The organism is Halomonas sp. I1 (assembly GCF_032334135.1).
Lineage (GTDB): Bacteria > Pseudomonadota > Gammaproteobacteria > Pseudomonadales > Halomonadaceae > Halomonas.
In genome coordinates, this window is record NZ_JAVXUS010000006.1 from 43,996 (window position 1) to 59,732 (window position 15,737).

Here is a 15,737-nt window from a genome sequence, read left to right on the forward strand (position 1 = left end):
ACCATAGCATGCCATCGGTTTGACACCGGAGGCGACATTCATCAGACAGTCGGCGCCGAGACTATGTGGCCTGTTTTCACCTTGAATCGACCGCTGCCATGGCTTGCCGTGGCAGCACTGCTGATGACCCCCTGGGCTCCCGGCATCCCGTTGCGACTGGGGGCCGTGTCCTTGATCGGTCTCGGCATATGGGATGCCTGGCGGCAGGTGCGTGTTTCACAGCGACGAGAAGCGCTCGGCCGAGAAGCCCTGGCATTGACCGAAGAAGGCATGATCGTCACCGATGCCGAGCACCGCATCCTGACCGTCAATCCTGCTTTCACACAGATTACCGGCTATACCCCCGAGGAGGTGAACGGCCTCAATGCCACATCGCTGGCCGCCCCTCGGCACGACAAGGCCTTCTTCGAGCGACTATGGCAGACGGTGCAGGCCAGCGGCCTCTGGGAGGGAGAGGTCTGGCACCGCCGTAAGCAAGGCGATGAATATCCCGAATGGCTGAAGCTCAAGGCCATCACCGACTCGCGTGGGCGGGTCCGCCACCATGTCTGTCTGTTTTCCGACATCTCCACCCGCAAGGCCCGCGATCGTGACCTGCGCCGCATCGGCTTCGAGGACCCGCTGACCGGCTTGCCCAATCGCCGGCGTCTGCACGACCTGCTGGGGTCGCGAATTCGCCATTTGCTGGCCGGGGAGAGCCTGGACATGGCGATCATCGATATCGATGGCTTCAAGGCCGTCAACGATGGCCTCGGCGTCGAGCTCGGCGATCGGTTGCTGGCGCGTATCGGCCGGCGACTGGCGGGGCATGTGGCCGGAGGCATAGTGGGGCGCCTGGGAGGAGATGAGTTCATGGTCATCCGCACCACGACCTTCGATGACCATGATAGCTGGGTCTCGGGGCTCCAGTCCCACCTGGGCGAGCCCTTCGAGCTCGATCGCCACTCTCTGCGGCTCGGAGTGACCATCGGCAGCTGTCGAGCGCCAGAGGATGGCCAGGGGGCAAGTGTCTTGTTCCAGCGGCTGGAGTCGGCGCTTTTCACTGCCAAGCGCAATGGGCGCAATCATGCCCAGCGGTTCCGTCCGGCGCTGGATGTCCAGGACAGCCCACAGCTCGGCATGGTCAACGAGCTGCGCAATGCCTTGGCGACCGGCGGGCAGCTGGAATTGCATTACCAGCCCCAGTACCGCCTCCATGATAGCGAAATGATCGGGCTCGAGGCCCTGCTGCGCTGGCGCCATCCCCAGGATGGCCTGATTTCGCCCGGGGATTTCATTCCGCTGGCTGAGCGCCATGGCCTGATGGCCTCGCTGGGCAACTGGGTGATCGACCAGGCACTGGCACAGCTGGCGCATTGGCGGGATCAGGGCATGCCGACCGTACCGGTCTGGATCAACATCTCTGCCCTGCAGTTGTTCCAGGGTGACCTTGAGGCAGCGCTGTCGTCCGGGTTGGCGCGCCATCGTATCCCGGCCAGCATGCTGGGCCTCGAACTCACCGAGTCGGTCCTGCTCGATGAGCGGGCCGGCGATATCGCGCCACGCCTGGAAGGCCTGCGGGAGCGTGGTCACCCGGTCGCGATCGATGACTTCGGGACGGGGTATTCATCACTCGGCTACCTCAAGCAGTTGCCGCTGGACAAGCTCAAGCTCGACCGCACCTTTGTGCGGGCGCTTCCTGATGATCGCGCTGACGCCGCCATCGTCGGTGCGGTGATGGCCATGGCACAAGGGCTATCTCTCGATGTGGTCGCCGAAGGGGTGGAAACCGAGGCACAGCGGGATTTCTTGCTGAGAGCCGGTTGTGGGCAGGTGCAGGGATTCCTCTATGCTCGGCCGCTGACGGTGGAGACGCTGGAGGCAGGCTGGCGCGACGCCTCGCGCTCAGTGGCTCGACCGAAGGGGGCGAACTCGCCCGCCGAGGCGATGGCATAGCCAACGGCACAGCAGCAGCCAGACCAGGGCTTCCGCGATCAGAAGCCAGGGGGCCAGGCTCACGCCCGCCAACCGCGCCCCGGTATAGTAGGAGAGGGGGGCTCCGGTGGCGCCGCAGAGCATGGCCAGCCAGGGATGCCGCCAGAGCCACGCCAGACCATGCTGCACCACCCCGCCGAATAGTGGCCAGAGGAGCCACAGCCAGAGAGGCAGGGGGCCGAGTCGAAGGTCGGACGAGGTGAAGCCGAAGCCGCCGGCCAGTACCAGTCCACCGTCGATGACCAGGCCGGCAACCGCAAATCCCGCCAACCATCGCCACTCACCGGGCCGTGCCAGCCAGCGCAGGTGTGCGGCCATCAGCACGGCGACCACTGCCAGGCCGACCTCGCTTCCGCCGAGGACACAGGCGAACCAGCCGAGCTGAAAACCGGCCAGGTTGGCCATGAGGCGCCAGTTCACGGCGCCCCCGTCAGCGGGGAAGGGCGTGCCCCTGGCTTGGCCAGCAGCAGTTGGCAGGTGCCGATGGTGCGTTCCAGGAAGCCCCCCTCGCAGTAACCCAGATAATAACGCCACATGCGGATGAATCGCTCGTCATAGCCCAGGCGACGGACCGTCTCGATATTGGCCTCGAAGCGATGACGCCACTCGCGCAGAGTTCTGGCGTAGTGCAGGCCTATCTCATCCAGCGCCAGCAGGTTCATCGAGGTGCGTCGGGCGAGACTCTCGAGGATGGCATGGTGGGAAGGCAGGAAGCCGCCGGGGAAGATGTAGCGCTTGATGAAATCCATTTCGCGACTCGCCGCCTCGAAGCGTTGGTCGCGGATGGTGATGGCCTGGAGCATGGCGAGGCCATCATCGGTCAGCAGGCGGTCCAGGGTGGCCAGGTAGGTATCCAGGTACTGGCGGCCAACGGCCTCGATCATTTCCACCGAGACCAGCCGGTCATAACGACCCGTCAGCTCCCGGTAGTCTTGCTTGAGCAGGGTGACGCGATCCGTCAGCCCTTCCTCGGCCAGGCGCCGGGCCGTGTGGGCATACTGCTCTTCGGAAATGGTGGTCGTGGTGACATGGCAACCCCGGGTGCGAGCGGCGTGGATGGCGAGCCCGCCCCAGCCGGTGCCGATTTCCAGAAGTCGGTGGTGCGGCTGAACATCGAGCCTGTCGAGCAATAGGTCGAGCTTGTGGGTCGACGCACACTCCAGGCTGGCGTCGGGATGCGGGAAGACGGCGCTGGAATACATCCAGTGATGGCGGTCGAGGAAGGTCGCGAAGAGATCGTTGCCGATGTCGTAATGAGCGGCGATGTGGCGACGCGCCCCGCCGAGCGTATTGCGCCGCAAGCCATTGGCGAGGCGCAACAGCCACCGGCCGAGAGACGCCGTACCGTTCTCAAGGCCACCATTGACCCGCTCCAGGTTGGCGGCCAGCAGGCGTACCAGGGTCACCAGGTCGTCGGTATCCCAGTCGCCATCCATATACGCTTCGGCCGCCCCGATGGTGCCCCCCAGCGCGAAACGTCGCCAGGCACGCGGGTGGTGTATCCGGAGAGTGGCACAACGCTCACCTGCCTGCCCCAGGTGCTGGCATTGCGTGCCCTCGATGAGCGTGAGGCGACCACCTTCCAGGCGCGCCAGCTGGGGGATGAGGCGCGACCGACACCAGCGCGACACTCGATATTCCTTGTGTTTCAGGCTGTTGACGTCGAGGGAGCGAGGCGTATTCACGGGGGAGTCTCCTCATGGTGGGAACGGGAATACGATGGGATGCGTTTCAGCCACAGGCGCAGTGCCTCGAGATGAATGCCGGCCAGGGTCTTCAGGGGCATCAAGGGGTGCCGGGCCAGAGTGGCGAGCAGTGCTCGGCGGGTCGCCGGTCGTGCGTGAAGTGCCAGGGTGGCGTCGAGGTGACGGGTGCCGCCCTGCCAGATATCCATGTGCAGGTTCAAGGCATCCCCCGGGGTGTTGAAGCGCCATTGATACTGCATATCCATCGGCAGGAAAGGAGAAACATGCATGGCCTTGGTGAAGACCGCCCGATGGCCATGGCGCTCAGGGTCGACGGCGCAGGCATAAGTGGTGCGATCCCGCCAGGGCGTGTTGGTCACCTCGCCGAGCACGGCGCACAGCCGATCATCGGCATCGAAGGCGTAATACAGTGAAATGGGATTGAAGCCCACCCCGAGCGTGCGCAGCTGGGTGAGCAGGCAGATCCGGCCTGGCGGTATCTCTCCGAGCTGGCGGCGCAGCTCCTCCCGTACGGCCTGTTTCAATGACGGCTCGGAAGGGGCCAGGTAGTCCGCACGCCGAAAACGCACCAAGGCCGGTCGTCGCGCGCTGAAGCCGGGTACACCGTCGAAGAGCTCGGGGAGCTCATCGAGGTCGAGCCAGGCCATCCACAGTCGATAATGGAAGGCATGAGGGCGGGGGACGAAGCGGCGATGCCGTACCCAGCCTCGATAGAGTCGGGATCGCGGTGCGGTCAGCATATCGGCCCTCCGAGCGTGGGCTCTTCTACGCCCATGGCCCTGGCCACGCGCAAAGCGCTCCAGACGCCGTCTTCGTGGAAACCGTTGCGCCAGTAGGCACCGCAGAAGTGGGTGCGCCAGGCCGTGCCGGAGATCTCGGCATGGCGGTGCTGAGCGGCCTGGCCGGTCAGGGTGAAACGCGGGTGGGCATAGGTGTAACGTCCGATGACCCGGTCCGGTGCGATATCGGCGTCGTCGTTCAGCGTGACGCAGAAGGTGTGCGGTGACGTGAGGCGCTGCAGGATGTTCATGTTGTATGTCACCGACGTCCGCGCCTGGTCGCCGCGTTCGTCCAGTCGATAGTTCCAGCTGGCCCAGGCACGTCGGCGACGTGGCAGCAAGCGCGTATCGGTATGCAGCACCACGCTGTTGTCCTGGTAAGGCATGGCGCCGAGGACATCCCGTTCGGCTGGCCGGGCATCCTCGAGTAGTGCCAGGGCCTGGTCGGCGTGGCATGCCAGCACGACCTGGTCGAAGGTCGTGTCCCCCTGTGGGGTGCGCAGCCGGACGCCCCGGGCATCACGACGCAGCCCGAGGACTGGTGTATCGAGGTGGATGCGCCTGGCATAGGGGGCCGTAAGCGCCGGTATGTAGCAGCGCGAACCGCCCGTCAAGGTGTACCACTGGGGGCGGTCATTCACCGACAGCAGGCCGTGGTGGTGGAAGAAGCGCACGAAGAAGGACAGCGGAAAACGGCGCAGGTCCTCGATGCTGGCCGACCAGATCGCCGCCCCCATCGGCAGCAGATAACGGCGCTGGAAATCGGCACCGTACCCGTTGGCCTCCAGGTAGTCGCCGAGGGTCAAGTCCGCGGGCAATCGTGCGGTGGCCAGATCCCGTGATGACTGGCGGTTGAAGCGCAAGATGTCGCGCAGCAATCCGAGGAAGGCGGGGCGCAGGGCGTTGCGCCGTTGGGCGAAGAGGGTATTCAGGGTATGCCCGTTATATTCGAAGTCCCGGCGGGTCTCGTGGACCGAGAAGCTCATCTCGGTAGGTTGAATCGACACCTCCAGTGCCTTCAGCAATCGCTGGAAATGCGGGTAGGTCCGATCGTTGAAGACAATGAAACCGGTGTCGATCGCATGGGTGTGTCCGTCGAAGTCGACATCGACGGTGGCGGTGTGTCCACCGAGTCGTGAATCGGCCTCGAACAGCGTGACCGAGTGGCGGCGGGACAGGTACCAGGCGGCGGCCATACCGGCGATGCCGCTGCCGACCACGGCAATGCGTTGGTCCGCGGGTGTGGCATCGCGCAGCGTCATGGGTGTTGCTCTCCCGTATCGTCATCGCGGGTCAGGCGCAGCCCCAGACGATAGCGCAGTCGCGACGGCAGGCGGCCCAGCAGCTTCAGCAGCAGCGTGAAACGACGCGGGAAGTGGACATCCAGCCGTCTGGCGTCGAGCCCACGAAGGATGGCGTCGGCGGCGGTCTCGACATTGACTCGCATGGGCATGGGAAAGTCGTTGCGGTCGGTCAGGGGCGTTGCGACGAAGCCGGGATGGATGATGCTGACGCCGATGCCTTCGCGGTGCAGGTCGAGGCGAAGCGACTCGAGGAAGTGGCTGAGTGCCGCCTTGGAGGCCCCGTAAGCCTCGGCGCGGGGAAGCGGTAGATAGGCGGCGGCGCTGGAGGTGGCGGCCAGAAGAGGATGGCCGCCTTCCGCACGTGCGCGTCGCAGCAAGGGCAGAGCGGCCTCCACGCCATACAGGGTGCCGAAGAGGTTCGTCGTGAAGACCCGCTCGATCAGGGCGGTGTCGAAATGACGGGCGTCCAGATACTCACAGGTGCCGGCGTTGAGGATCACCAGGTCCAGGGCGCCGAAAACCGCGTCCAGGCGGCGTCCGGCTGCCTGCACCGCGTCATGATCGGTGATGTCCAGAGGCAGTGTCAGGGCGTTGTCGTATCCGGCCGCCAGGTCTGCCAGCTCGGTCTCGCGCCGAGCGCTCAAGGCCACCCGGTGGCCCTGTTCGAGCAGGCGTCGGGCCAGGGCAAGCCCGATGCCGGATGTGGCGCCGGTCAACCATATGCGTCGCCGCGGTGGCAATGACGACATGTCCGTCTCCTGTCGCAGATCCCGTGGGGGTATTTCATGGGTACGTTGGAGACGTGGTGCCGGTTTCAGTCTCCTGCGCGCCGCTTTATCAGGCGTATCGTCGGCCCCAGTAGCGGCAGGTGCTCGTAGAGCAGTTCGCCGACATCGAAGTAGTCGCGGTGGCGGCATACTCTGCCGGAGGCATCGTCTGCGAAGACCAGGCGCGAACAGCCTTCGACATCGATGCGCTTGCCTCCTGCCAGGCGCGGGTGCTTCAACGACATCGTCCATACCAGGAAGGCGTCGTCGCCTAGCCGCTGTCCTTCATGGAACGTGAAGCGACACTCTGTGACGTTTTCGTACAAAGCAGAAAAGTACTGTTGTAGCGCCGTTATTCCCGTTATCCGATGCAGTGGGTCACGAAATTCGATGTCATCAGTGTAAGCCTTGTACAGCTTATTTGTACAATGTTTGTCCAGCTTATGGAAGACGTCACAGAACTCGGCCAACTGGGGATCCTGGATCATGGCGAGCCACCTCGAGCGAATGGTGTCAGCGTGTCAGGCCCTTGAAGGCCTCGAGTGCCCTGGCGCGAGCGGTGCGATGTTCGACGACCGGTGCCGGGTAGTCTCTGGCCGCGCGCTGCTCGGGCGAGGGGTCATGTCGGTCCTTGGCGGGCAGGTCGGCCAGTTCCGGTACCCAGTTGGCGATGAAGCGCCCGTCGGGGTCGAAGCGACGCGACTGGGTCGTGGGGTTGAAGATCCGGAAATAGGGTACGGCATCGGTACCGGTGGAGGCCGCCCATTGCCAGCCGCCGTTGTTGGCAGCGAACTCGCCATCGACCAGGTGTTCCATGAAGAAGGCTTCCCCCTTGCGCCAGTCGATGAGCAGGTGCTTGGCGAGAAACATGGCGGTCACCATGCGCAGTCGGTTGTGCATCCAGCCGGTGGCACACAACTGGCGCATGGCGGCATCGACCAGCGGGTAACCGGTGCGGCCTTCCTGCCAGGCCTGCAAGCCGGCCTGGTCGTCCCGCCATGGCAGCGCCTCGGTGTGCGTCTGGAAGGCGCGGTGGCGGCATACGTCGGGAAAGCCGACCGCCACGTGCTGATAGAACTCTCGCCAGATCAGTTCGCCGACCCAGGTTGTGAGGCCGGCATCGCCCTCGGCGAGTCCCCCGTCGTTCTCGGCGAGCACCGCCTGCATGCATTGGCGATGCGATATCATGCCCAGTGCCAGATAGGGAGAAAGGGCACTGGTACCGGATTCGGCGGGGAAGTCCCGGCGCCCGGCGTAATGTCGACCGCGAAAGCGCAGGAAACGCTCCAGGCGATCGGCGGCGGCGTCCTCCCCGGCTGGCCAGTCTCCCGGAGCGGCGGGAGAGCGGTCGAGTCTCGGGGGCTCGGGGGCCGGGTCGCTGTCGGTGGGCGGGCGGCCCTGTATCCCGGGCGTATCGCGCAGTGCGAGGCGTTCGGGCGTCAGCTGGCGATGCCAGGCCTTGGCGAAAGGCGTGAAGATGCCATAAAAATCGCCCTTGCCGGTGAGCAACTCCCCCGGGGCAAAGGCCACGCCATCATGGTGTCCGACAGCGGTGAGCCCGGCGTTGTCGAAGGCGGATGTGACGCTGATATCGCGCCGGGCTTCGTTGAGCGGGTATTCGCGATTGAAGTGCAGGCGACGGGCGCCGGTCTCGCGAGCCACTGCCAGCAGGACGTCGGGGGCGCTGGCGAAGTCGTCGATATCGCGGTGCAACAGGGGGATGCCTAACCCGTGCAGGGCATCCCGCAGGGCCAGGACGCCTCGGTGCCAGAAGTCCAGCTTGCTGGCGCCATGACCATGCTCGCGCCATTGCGCCGTGCTGCGCAGGAAGACGGCGACCACAGGGCCTTCCGAGGCCGCGGCGGACAGGGCGGTATTGTCGTGCACGCGAAGATCGTTGCGAAACCAGATCAGGCTGGGTGTCATCGAGGGCTCCCGGTTTCAGGGGGCGGCATGGCCATGGGGCCGGACGGGGTCTGGTTCAGGCCCCTTCGTGCGAGGTCTGGGTCAGCAGGGCATTCAGCCGTGACGCGGCGGCAGGGAGGTCATCGCCCAGGGTGGTGACCCGAGTCTCCGCGAGATCTGTTGCCCGAATGCGCGCGACCGGGCCACACAGCACCAGGGGGACGCCCAACTGGTCGGCGAGGCGGGGCAACTGGCGCCTCACCAAGTCGAGTTTCTCGGCCTTGCCGCTGGTCAGCAGCAGAGCGTCGGCACCGAGTCGCTCCACCGCCAGGTTCAATTCCTGGAGAGGCAACGACGCGTCCAGCAGTTGAACACGGTGTCCCTGTTCGCTGATCAGCAGCGCCGCCAACAGGCACCACAGGGGACTGTCGGCCTCGGGCAGCGGGGCGATGAGGACCTGTGTCTGCCCGGCCTGCGGGTTGGCATGGTAAAGGCGGGTGCCGATGCGAGTGCGCAGGAAGGCCTCCAGCGTCCGACGCTGCAGGGTGGCGCCCAGCCGGTCGTCCCAGCGCTCTTCCAGGCTGCTGAGGACCGGCTGCCAGAGCTTCTCGACGCAGACATTAGCAGGGTAGAGCGCCAGAACCTGGTTGAACAGGTCGTCCAGTCGAGCGGTGTCCAGGGCCTCGATAGCGGCGATCAACTGCTGGCGCTGGCTTGCCCAGTCGTCGACACCGGGGCGGGTGTTCGCCGGAGAATCGGGTTGCTCGAGCAGCTCTCGTACCTGGCTGACCGGGACGCCTCGATGCAGCCACTGGAGGATGCGTTCGACACGCTCGATATCCTCGCGAGCATAGAGCCGGTGCCCCTTGGGGGTGCGATGGGGCCGCAACAGGCCATAGCGGCGCTCCCAGGCCCGCAAGGTGACCGAGTTGACGCCGGTCAGACGCGAGACCTCGCGAATCGGATAACGGGGCGTGTCGCCCGGGGGATTCGCCTTGTCGCTCATGCGGGCCTCATGATGTGGTGATGGATGACATGTGAATTTGGCAATTGTTGTACAAAATGCCGATGATGTACAACTCGTTTGTCTTATTCTCCCGCATGTTCGGCGATCACCGCCGCCAGCGCCTCGATGAAATCGGGATGTTCGCCCACTGGCGGTAGCAGCGTCAGGGCGATGTCGGGATGCCGAGCGCCGAGGGTTTCCACCTGAGCCGGCACATCCTTGCGCAGGTGTCGACCGGCGGCGAAGAACAGCGGCAGGATCTCGGCGCGCTCGATGCCGGCCTCGGCCAGCTCGGCGACGGTCGTTTCCAGCGAAGGCTCGCTGAGTTCCATGTAAGCTAGTCGCAACGGTGTGGCGAGTCGCTCGTCGAGCGCCTGGTAGACGCGCTCGAAGGGGGCCCGCCAGCGCGGGTCGCTCGAGCCGTGGGCCATCAGGATCAGGGCCTTTTTCATGATGGAACCTCCAGCGGGTAAGGGAAACATTGCTTAAATGCCTGCGCGTGCAAATCGCTGTGCTATAGCCGCCATCCTTGGCGGCTACCCTGCGGGCCCGTCTAAAGACGGTTCAAATTCGCTCCTGGCGAATTTGTGCGCGGTGCTCGAAAGCTCGTCTAACTAACTGTTATGTCTCGCTTTCTGTGCTCCGTGCGCCTTGCGATTCACTACGCTCGCCAATTTATGCAGCGTTTCCTAAGGTCGTAACGAAAGGTGGAGCGTTTCGTGTCGAATGCGATGCAAGCGTCACCGTGCCTCGCTAGACTAACAGAGGTGTACAAAGGCTGTATAACACACCGCCACCAAGGAGAGTCCCATGCGTGTATTGATCACCGGCGGTAGCGGGTTCGTGGGGCAGGCGCTCTGTCCGCTGCTGAAGGACAGCGGGCATCGGCCGATGGTCGTGTCGCGAACTCCCGAACGCGTGCGCGAGCGCCTGCCGAGCGGAACCGATATCCGACGTTCGGCGCTCGATTTCGTCGATACGCCTCCGGATGCCATCGTCAACCTGGCGGGCGAGCCGATTGCCGCTCGGCGGTGGAGCGAGACGCAGAAGGAGCGCCTGATCGATTCCCGGATCAATATCACCCATGAACTGGTCACTCTGTGCGAGCAGCTAGCGCAGACGGGAACGGCGCCCCGTGTGATGGTATCGGGCTCGGCCATGGGCTTCTATGGCGATCAGGGCGATCGGGAGGTCGATGAAGAGACGCCGCCCCATGATGAATTCGCTCACCGCCTGTGTCGGCGATGGGAAGAGGCTGCCCAGGACGTCACGGAACACGGTACTCGATTGACCATCCTGCGCATCGGGCTGGTGCTCGACCAGGGAGGCGGCACCCTGCAACGCATGTTGCCGCCGTTCCGTCTCGGCCTGGGAGGCCGCTTTGGACATGGGCGGCAGTTCATGCCCTGGGTTCATCGCCAGGACCTGGTCCGGATGATCATCTTCCTGCTCGAACACGAAGCCCACGAGGGCGTCTTCAATGGCAGTGCGCCGCAACCGGTGACCAATGCCGAGTTCACGCGGCAGCTGGCGCAGCACCTGAAACGGCCCACCTTGCTGCCCGTGCCGGCCTGGTTGCTGGAAAGCGTGTTCGGCGAGATGTCGCGGCTGTTGCTGACCGGTGCCGACATGCGCCCTCGGCGCTTCGAACAGGCGGGTTTCACCTTCCGGTTTCCGACCCTGGCCGAGGCGCTGGACGACATCATCGAGCGAGGGTAACGGCGTCATCCGGCGACATGGGAGAGATCTCCGCCGTGAAAGGGGGATCAGGTGTGGCAGCGCCGTTGCAGAACCTTGACCTCGTCGTCCAGGCCGGGAGCCGGACCATCGACCTCGATATCCGGCGCGATCTCCTGGATCGGCAGCGGCCGCACCGGTGGCGGGGCGATGCCCCATTCACTCAGCCAGGCGGTGAGCTGCGCCGAGGAGCTGGCGTAGACGATACGCCCCAGACCGACCCAGGCATGGGCGGCGGCGCACATCGGGCAGTGCTCGCCGGAGGTGTAGACGGTGGCGGCGGCACGGGTGTCGGGGGGCAGGTGCTCGGCCGCCCAGCGCGCCAGGGCAAATTCCGGATGTCGCGTCGAATCGCCACCGGCGATGCGGTTGCGATCCTCGGCCAGCACCTCGCCATCGGCGCCGACCAGCACGCTGCCGAAGGGCTCGTCGCCGTGGTCGAGCGCCTCGGTCGCCAGCGCCACGCAACGGCGCAGGTGGGTCATGTCAGTATCGTCGAGCATGGCGGCCTCCTTCGGGATCGAGTGGAGCGGGCATGATCGAATCAATATCAAGGATGCTCGTTGAGTTGTCGATCCGGACCTGACCGGACGTCATCAAGCGCCGTACCTGTGAGGTCCGGCGCTCGTGCCTTGCCGTCTAGCGGTCGTCCTGGTCCACGGTGACGATGACACGCACGGCGTCGAGGCGCAGCCGGGTGGCGTCGATGGCGGCATCCAGGGTGGCGCGTTCGTCGCGCAGGGCGGTCAGCTCGTCCTCGCGCACCGAGGGGTTGCGTTGCGCCAGGGCCTCCAGTCGTGCCAGTTCGGCGTCGAGGGTGGTACGCATGCGGTCCTGGGCGGCCTCGACGATGCTCGGCAGTTCGCGTTCGGCCTCGGTCTCGGCGCGGTCGAGCAATTCGCGTAGCTGGTCGTGGCGGCTCTTGATCAGGTCGCGAGCCACCGCCTTCTTGACCTTGTTCAGGTTCTTCGACAAGCCGCTGAAGGAGATCTTGTCGGTGAGGTTGGCGCCGGACTCGTCCAGCAATACGCGAACCGCCGTGGGCGGCAGGAAGCGGTTGAGGTGCAGCCGCTTGGGCGCTGGGCAATGGGTGCGGAAGACCAGCTCGGCCATCAGGCGGCCGCCGGGAATCGAGGGATGCTTGAGCAGCGCCAGGGCGGTGTTGCCCATGGAACCCTCGAGGATGCGGGCCATCATCTCGCGGGTCAGCGGGTGTTCCCAACTGAGGTGCTGGACATCGTCGCGAGCCAGGGCTCGCTCCCGTGAGAAGGTCGCCGAGAAGCCTTCCTCGCCCTTGACCAGTCCGGGCAGGCCATCGAGCATCTGCGGGCTGGGTTGCAGGAGCTGGATATCGCCGCCCAGGTCCTGGCTGTCGATGCCGAAGATGTCCAGGGCCTGGTCGATGTAGCGGCGCAGGGCACGATCGGTATCCAGCTCGTGGATCGACGAGGCGACCGCCTCGGCGCGCTCGTGACGGCAGGCGTTGAGCTCCAGCAGCCGATTGCGGCCGGCGTCACGCTCGGCCAACCGAGACGTGAAGAGACTCCGGGTCTCGTCGATGACTTCTTCGAGCGCTTCTTCATCGAGCAAGGCGTCGGCCAGGGCGTCGCCGAAGGCGGCGTAGATATCACTGCCGAGGCCATGGGGGGCACTGAAGGCGTCCATGCCGTCGCGGTACCAGCGCAGCAGGCGCTCGCCGGGGCTGTTCGCGAACACCGGCACATGCAGCTCGATGGGATGCTGCTGGCCGATCCGATCGAGACGGCCGATGCGTTGCTCCAACTGGTCGGGGTGCAGCGGCAGGTCGAACATCACCAGGTGATGGCAGAACTGGAAGTTGCGGCCTTCCGAGCCGATCTCCGAGCACACCAGCACCTGGCAGCCCTCTTCCTCGTCAGCGAAGGCGGCCGCGGCCCGGTCGCGTTCCACCAATGACAGTCCCTCGTGGAACACCGGGGCATGCATGCCGCCCAGCACGCGGAGCCCCTCGGACAGGCCGATGGCGGTCTCGCGATCATGGGCGATCACCAGCACCTTGTCGTCGCCGAGGTCGGTCAGGCGTTCGAGCAGCCAGGTCACCCGGGGGTCGATCTGCCACCAGGGCTCGGCATTCAGGGGGTCGTTGGCGAGTGCCTGGTACATGGTGTCCAGGTAGACGAGCACCTCGGGGTGGTCGAGGCCGCTCTCGATGAGCAGTTCGTCCAGGTAGTCCTCGTCGCGCTCGAGGCGACGCAGGACACGGCGGTAGGCGGCGGGTGGCTCGAGGTGTTCGACATGCAGGCGACGTTCGGGGAAGCCGCCGACGTGGCGCCGGCTGTTGCGGAACATCACCCGGCCGGTGCCATGGCGATCCAGCAACTGGTCGCGCAGCTGATCCCGGGCGGCATCGCGCTGTGCCGCGTCGCTTTCCGTCGAGGCCAGGGTCTGCAGCAGGGCCTGGCTGTCGCCTTCGTGGATGACCGCGGCGACCCGCTGATGATCCTCTTCTCGACCGGGCAGGCGCTCCAGGGCATCGATGGCCTCAGCGACCTCGATGTAGTGGCGTTCCTCTTCCTGGAAGTCGACCAGGCTGTGGTAACGATCCGGGTCGAGCAGGCGCAGCCGCGTGAAGTGGCTCTCCTGGCCCATCTGCTCGGGCGTGGCGGTCAGCAGCAGCATGCCGGGCACGTTGCCGGCGAGGCGTTCCACACAGGCATAACCGGGGCCGACCCGTTCCTCGGACCACTCCAGATGATGGGCCTCGTCGACGATCAGCAGGTCCCAGTCGCAGGCCTCGGCCTGGGCCTGGCGGTGCGGGTCGGCGAACAGCCAGTCCTGGCTGGCCAGGATCAACTGGCCGGCCTCGAAGGGATTGGCGTCGCCATGAGCCTCGCATTGCTGCTCGTCCAGCAGGGTGACCTCCAGCGAGAAGCGGCGCAGCAACTCCACCAGCCACTGATGGGTCAGGCTGGCCGGCACCAGGATCAGCGCGCGTTCGGCGCGGCCGGTGAGCAGCAGCCGATGCAGGATCAGGCCGGCCTCGATGGTCTTGCCCAGCCCGACTTCATCGGCCAGCAGCACGCGCGGCGACGGCCGACGAGCGACCTCGTCGGCGATGTAGAGCTGGTGGGGAATCAAGTCGACACGGGGACCGGCCAGGCCCAGGGCGGGGTTCTGTTCGACGCGGTGATGGTGATGCAGGGTCCTGAAACGCAGGTCGAACCAGTCGTTGCGGTCGACCTGGCCGGTCAGCAGGCGATCCCTGGCCTGGTCGAACTGCATGGTATCGGCGAGCTTGGCCTCGGGCAGCTCGCAGAGCTCGCCCTGCTCACTCTCGCCGATATAGGTGATCAGGCCATGGGTTTCCTTGCTGTCGTCGACGGTCATGTGCCAGCCGTCGGCGGACTGGATACGGTCGCCGCTACCGAAGACCACACGGGTCAGGGGAGCCTGCCGATTGCTGTAGGTGCGGGTTTCCTGGCTGGCGCCGAAGAGGACGGTGACGCTGCGGTTATCGCAGTTGAGGATGGTGCCCAGGCCGAGTTCGGCCTCGCCGTCGCTGATCCAGCGTTGGCCGGGGGAAAAGTCGCTCATGGTGCCTCGGGATGCTAGGGATCATGTCTCGCGTCGCGGCCGCGATGAATGGGACGGGGCCGCGAGATACAGGGCGCGGTATCTTACAGCAAAGCGGTCCATGGCTTAAGCCTCTCGAGTGGCGTTCAGTGCGACGCCAGCCAGTCGTCCAGGATGGCACGGGTGAGCTCGCCGACATGCTGGGTCACGCCGCGGCCCTCGGCGTCGAACAGCAGGGTGGTGGGCAGTCCCGGCGACTCGCTCTCGACCATCAGGGCTTGTCGGGGGTCGAGCAGGGCATGCTCGAAGGCGAGGTCGTGGTCATCGAGGTAGCGCACCACCGGCAGCAGGTCCTCGCCCTGGTTGACGACCACCACGGTGACGTCCTCGCGGTCGTCGACTTCATCGAGCAACGGCATCTCCCGCCGACAGGGCGGGCACCAGGTGGCCCAGAGGTTGATCAGCACCCGCTCGCCGGTCAAGGATGCCAGCTCGACACGTTCTCCCTCCAGGTTCTCCAGGGTGAGGTCGGGCAACTGACGCAAGGCCATGCCGCCGCCCAGCGGCGCCAGCGCCGTCAGCGCCAGCCACAGCAGCGAGGCGCCGATCGTCAGCCCCGTGGCACCGAGCAGGGCGCCGATGCGGTCGCGCAGCGACCAGAGCGTCCAGGCCAGTGCCGCCAGCAGCCCGACCACGCCCTGGAAACCGGGCTGCCAAAACTTGAGGATGTCCAGTGGCGCTTCGACATAGGCCGCCGGATGCAGAGCGATATGGCCGAGCCGGGCCGCCACCAGCCAGACGATGAGCAGGCCATTGAACCAGCGCACATGGCGTTGCCTGGGGAGCCCCAGCAGGAAGGCGCTGAGGGCCAGCAAGACAAGGGTGACGGCGAGAGCGTAGAGGCGTGGCAGGGGGATCAGCACAGGCCCCAGGGCGATGGCATCCATGGCGTGGTTCAGGCTTCCGGGTCAAGGGTCGGCGCACCGCGCCGGACCGGTTACACTTGG

At 65.6% G+C, this 15,737-nt stretch carries 14 protein-coding genes; 2 read left to right on the forward strand and 12 right to left on the reverse strand.

The features are described 5' to 3' along the window. Positions 1-63 precede the first annotated feature (63 nt). Positions 64-1,935, forward strand: coding sequence for a putative bifunctional diguanylate cyclase/phosphodiesterase (locus tag RSO41_RS09060; protein ID WP_315618770.1), 1,872 nt, complete (start codon positions 64-66; stop codon positions 1,933-1,935). Here RSO41_RS09060 and RSO41_RS09065 read toward each other — a convergent pair. From RSO41_RS09065 to RSO41_RS09105, 9 genes are all read right to left on the reverse strand, one after another. After that, positions 1,885-2,394 carry a DUF2878 domain-containing protein gene (locus tag RSO41_RS09065; RefSeq protein ID WP_315618771.1) on the reverse strand — a complete coding sequence of 170 codons (510 nt, stop codon included), beginning with the start codon at positions 2,392-2,394 and terminating at the stop codon, positions 1,885-1,887. The two genes, RSO41_RS09060 and RSO41_RS09065, sit on opposite strands and share 51 nt — an antisense overlap. Next, positions 2,391-3,659 (reverse strand): cyclopropane-fatty-acyl-phospholipid synthase family protein, encoded by a 1,269-nt coding sequence (locus RSO41_RS09070; protein ID WP_315618772.1) that lies wholly within the window; start codon positions 3,657-3,659, stop codon positions 2,391-2,393. The genes RSO41_RS09065 and RSO41_RS09070 overlap by 4 nt, the downstream gene beginning before the upstream one ends. After that, complete coding sequence (locus tag RSO41_RS09075) at positions 3,656-4,420, reverse strand: DUF1365 domain-containing protein (protein WP_315618773.1); 765 nt, start codon at positions 4,418-4,420, stop codon at positions 3,656-3,658. The genes RSO41_RS09070 and RSO41_RS09075 overlap by 4 nt, the downstream gene beginning before the upstream one ends. Continuing rightward, on the reverse strand, positions 4,414-5,721 hold the full coding sequence (locus tag RSO41_RS09080) for an NAD(P)/FAD-dependent oxidoreductase (protein ID WP_315618774.1): 1,308 nt from the start codon (positions 5,719-5,721) through the stop codon (positions 4,414-4,416). Before RSO41_RS09080 ends, RSO41_RS09075 begins: the two co-directional genes overlap by 7 nt. Then, a complete protein-coding gene (locus RSO41_RS09085; RefSeq protein WP_315618775.1) occupies positions 5,718-6,512 on the reverse strand; it encodes an SDR family NAD(P)-dependent oxidoreductase in 795 nt (264 codons plus the stop codon). Before RSO41_RS09085 ends, RSO41_RS09080 begins: the two co-directional genes overlap by 4 nt. Before the next feature lie 65 nt (positions 6,513-6,577). After that, a complete protein-coding gene (locus RSO41_RS09090; RefSeq protein WP_315618776.1) occupies positions 6,578-7,018 on the reverse strand; it encodes a nuclear transport factor 2 family protein in 441 nt (146 codons plus the stop codon). 25 nt (positions 7,019-7,043) lie between these two features. Further along, entirely contained in the window at positions 7,044-8,456 is a 1,413-nt protein-coding gene (phrB, locus tag RSO41_RS09095; protein WP_315618777.1) for a deoxyribodipyrimidine photo-lyase, read from the reverse strand. 55 nt (positions 8,457-8,511) lie between these two features. Then, positions 8,512-9,441 carry a MerR family transcriptional regulator gene (locus tag RSO41_RS09100; RefSeq protein ID WP_315618778.1) on the reverse strand — a complete coding sequence of 310 codons (930 nt, stop codon included), beginning with the start codon at positions 9,439-9,441 and terminating at the stop codon, positions 8,512-8,514. Positions 9,442-9,524: 83 nt separating this feature from the next. Continuing rightward, positions 9,525-9,893, reverse strand: coding sequence for a CbiX/SirB N-terminal domain-containing protein (locus tag RSO41_RS09105; RefSeq protein ID WP_315618779.1), 369 nt, complete (start codon positions 9,891-9,893; stop codon positions 9,525-9,527). A 358-nt stretch (positions 9,894-10,251) separates the two neighbouring features. On the opposite strand from RSO41_RS09105, the gene RSO41_RS09110 reads away from it, so the two are divergent. Beyond that, positions 10,252-11,160, forward strand: a complete 909-nt coding sequence (locus RSO41_RS09110; RefSeq protein WP_315618780.1) for a TIGR01777 family oxidoreductase — start codon at positions 10,252-10,254, stop codon at positions 11,158-11,160. A 47-nt stretch (positions 11,161-11,207) separates the two neighbouring features. Here RSO41_RS09110 and RSO41_RS09115 read toward each other — a convergent pair whose 3' ends face one another. The 3 genes from RSO41_RS09115 to RSO41_RS09125 form a co-directional block, all read right to left on the reverse strand. Continuing rightward, a complete protein-coding gene (locus tag RSO41_RS09115) occupies positions 11,208-11,681 on the reverse strand; it encodes a nucleoside deaminase (protein ID WP_315618781.1) in 474 nt (157 codons plus the stop codon). A gap of 136 nt (positions 11,682-11,817) precedes the next feature. Then, positions 11,818-14,751 (reverse strand): RNA polymerase-associated protein RapA, encoded by a 2,934-nt coding sequence (rapA, locus tag RSO41_RS09120; RefSeq protein WP_315618782.1) that lies wholly within the window; start codon positions 14,749-14,751, stop codon positions 11,818-11,820. Between the two features lie 125 nt (positions 14,752-14,876). Continuing rightward, positions 14,877-15,677, reverse strand: a complete 801-nt coding sequence (locus tag RSO41_RS09125) for a TlpA disulfide reductase family protein (RefSeq protein ID WP_315618783.1) — start codon at positions 15,675-15,677, stop codon at positions 14,877-14,879. Positions 15,678-15,737 lie beyond the last annotated feature (60 nt).

Bases quoted from the DNA above. Each gene is read 5' to 3' on its own strand.
- RSO41_RS09115 (WP_315618781.1), bottom strand. From the start codon at position 11,681: ATGCTCGACGATACTGACATGACCCACCTGCGCCGTTGCGTGGCGCTG.
- rapA (WP_315618782.1), bottom strand. From the start codon at position 14,751: ATGAGCGACTTTTCCCCCGGCCAACGCTGGATCAGCGACGGCGAGGCC.
- RSO41_RS09080 (WP_315618774.1), bottom strand. From the start codon at position 5,721: ATGACGCTGCGCGATGCCACACCCGCGGACCAACGCATTGCCGTGGTC.
- RSO41_RS09105 (WP_315618779.1), bottom strand. From the start codon at position 9,893: ATGAAAAAGGCCCTGATCCTGATGGCCCACGGCTCGAGCGACCCGCGC.
- RSO41_RS09075 (WP_315618773.1), bottom strand. From the start codon at position 4,420: ATGCTGACCGCACCGCGATCCCGACTCTATCGAGGCTGGGTACGGCAT.
- RSO41_RS09100 (WP_315618778.1), bottom strand. From the start codon at position 9,441: ATGAGCGACAAGGCGAATCCCCCGGGCGACACGCCCCGTTATCCGATT.
- RSO41_RS09090 (WP_315618776.1), bottom strand. From the start codon at position 7,018: ATGATCCAGGATCCCCAGTTGGCCGAGTTCTGTGACGTCTTCCATAAG.
- RSO41_RS09125 (WP_315618783.1), bottom strand. From the start codon at position 15,677: ATGGATGCCATCGCCCTGGGGCCTGTGCTGATCCCCCTGCCACGCCTC.
- phrB (WP_315618777.1), bottom strand. From the start codon at position 8,456: ATGACACCCAGCCTGATCTGGTTTCGCAACGATCTTCGCGTGCACGAC.
- RSO41_RS09060 (WP_315618770.1), top strand. From the start codon at position 64: ATGTGGCCTGTTTTCACCTTGAATCGACCGCTGCCATGGCTTGCCGTG.
- RSO41_RS09085 (WP_315618775.1), bottom strand. From the start codon at position 6,512: ATGTCGTCATTGCCACCGCGGCGACGCATATGGTTGACCGGCGCCACA.
- RSO41_RS09110 (WP_315618780.1), top strand. From the start codon at position 10,252: ATGCGTGTATTGATCACCGGCGGTAGCGGGTTCGTGGGGCAGGCGCTC.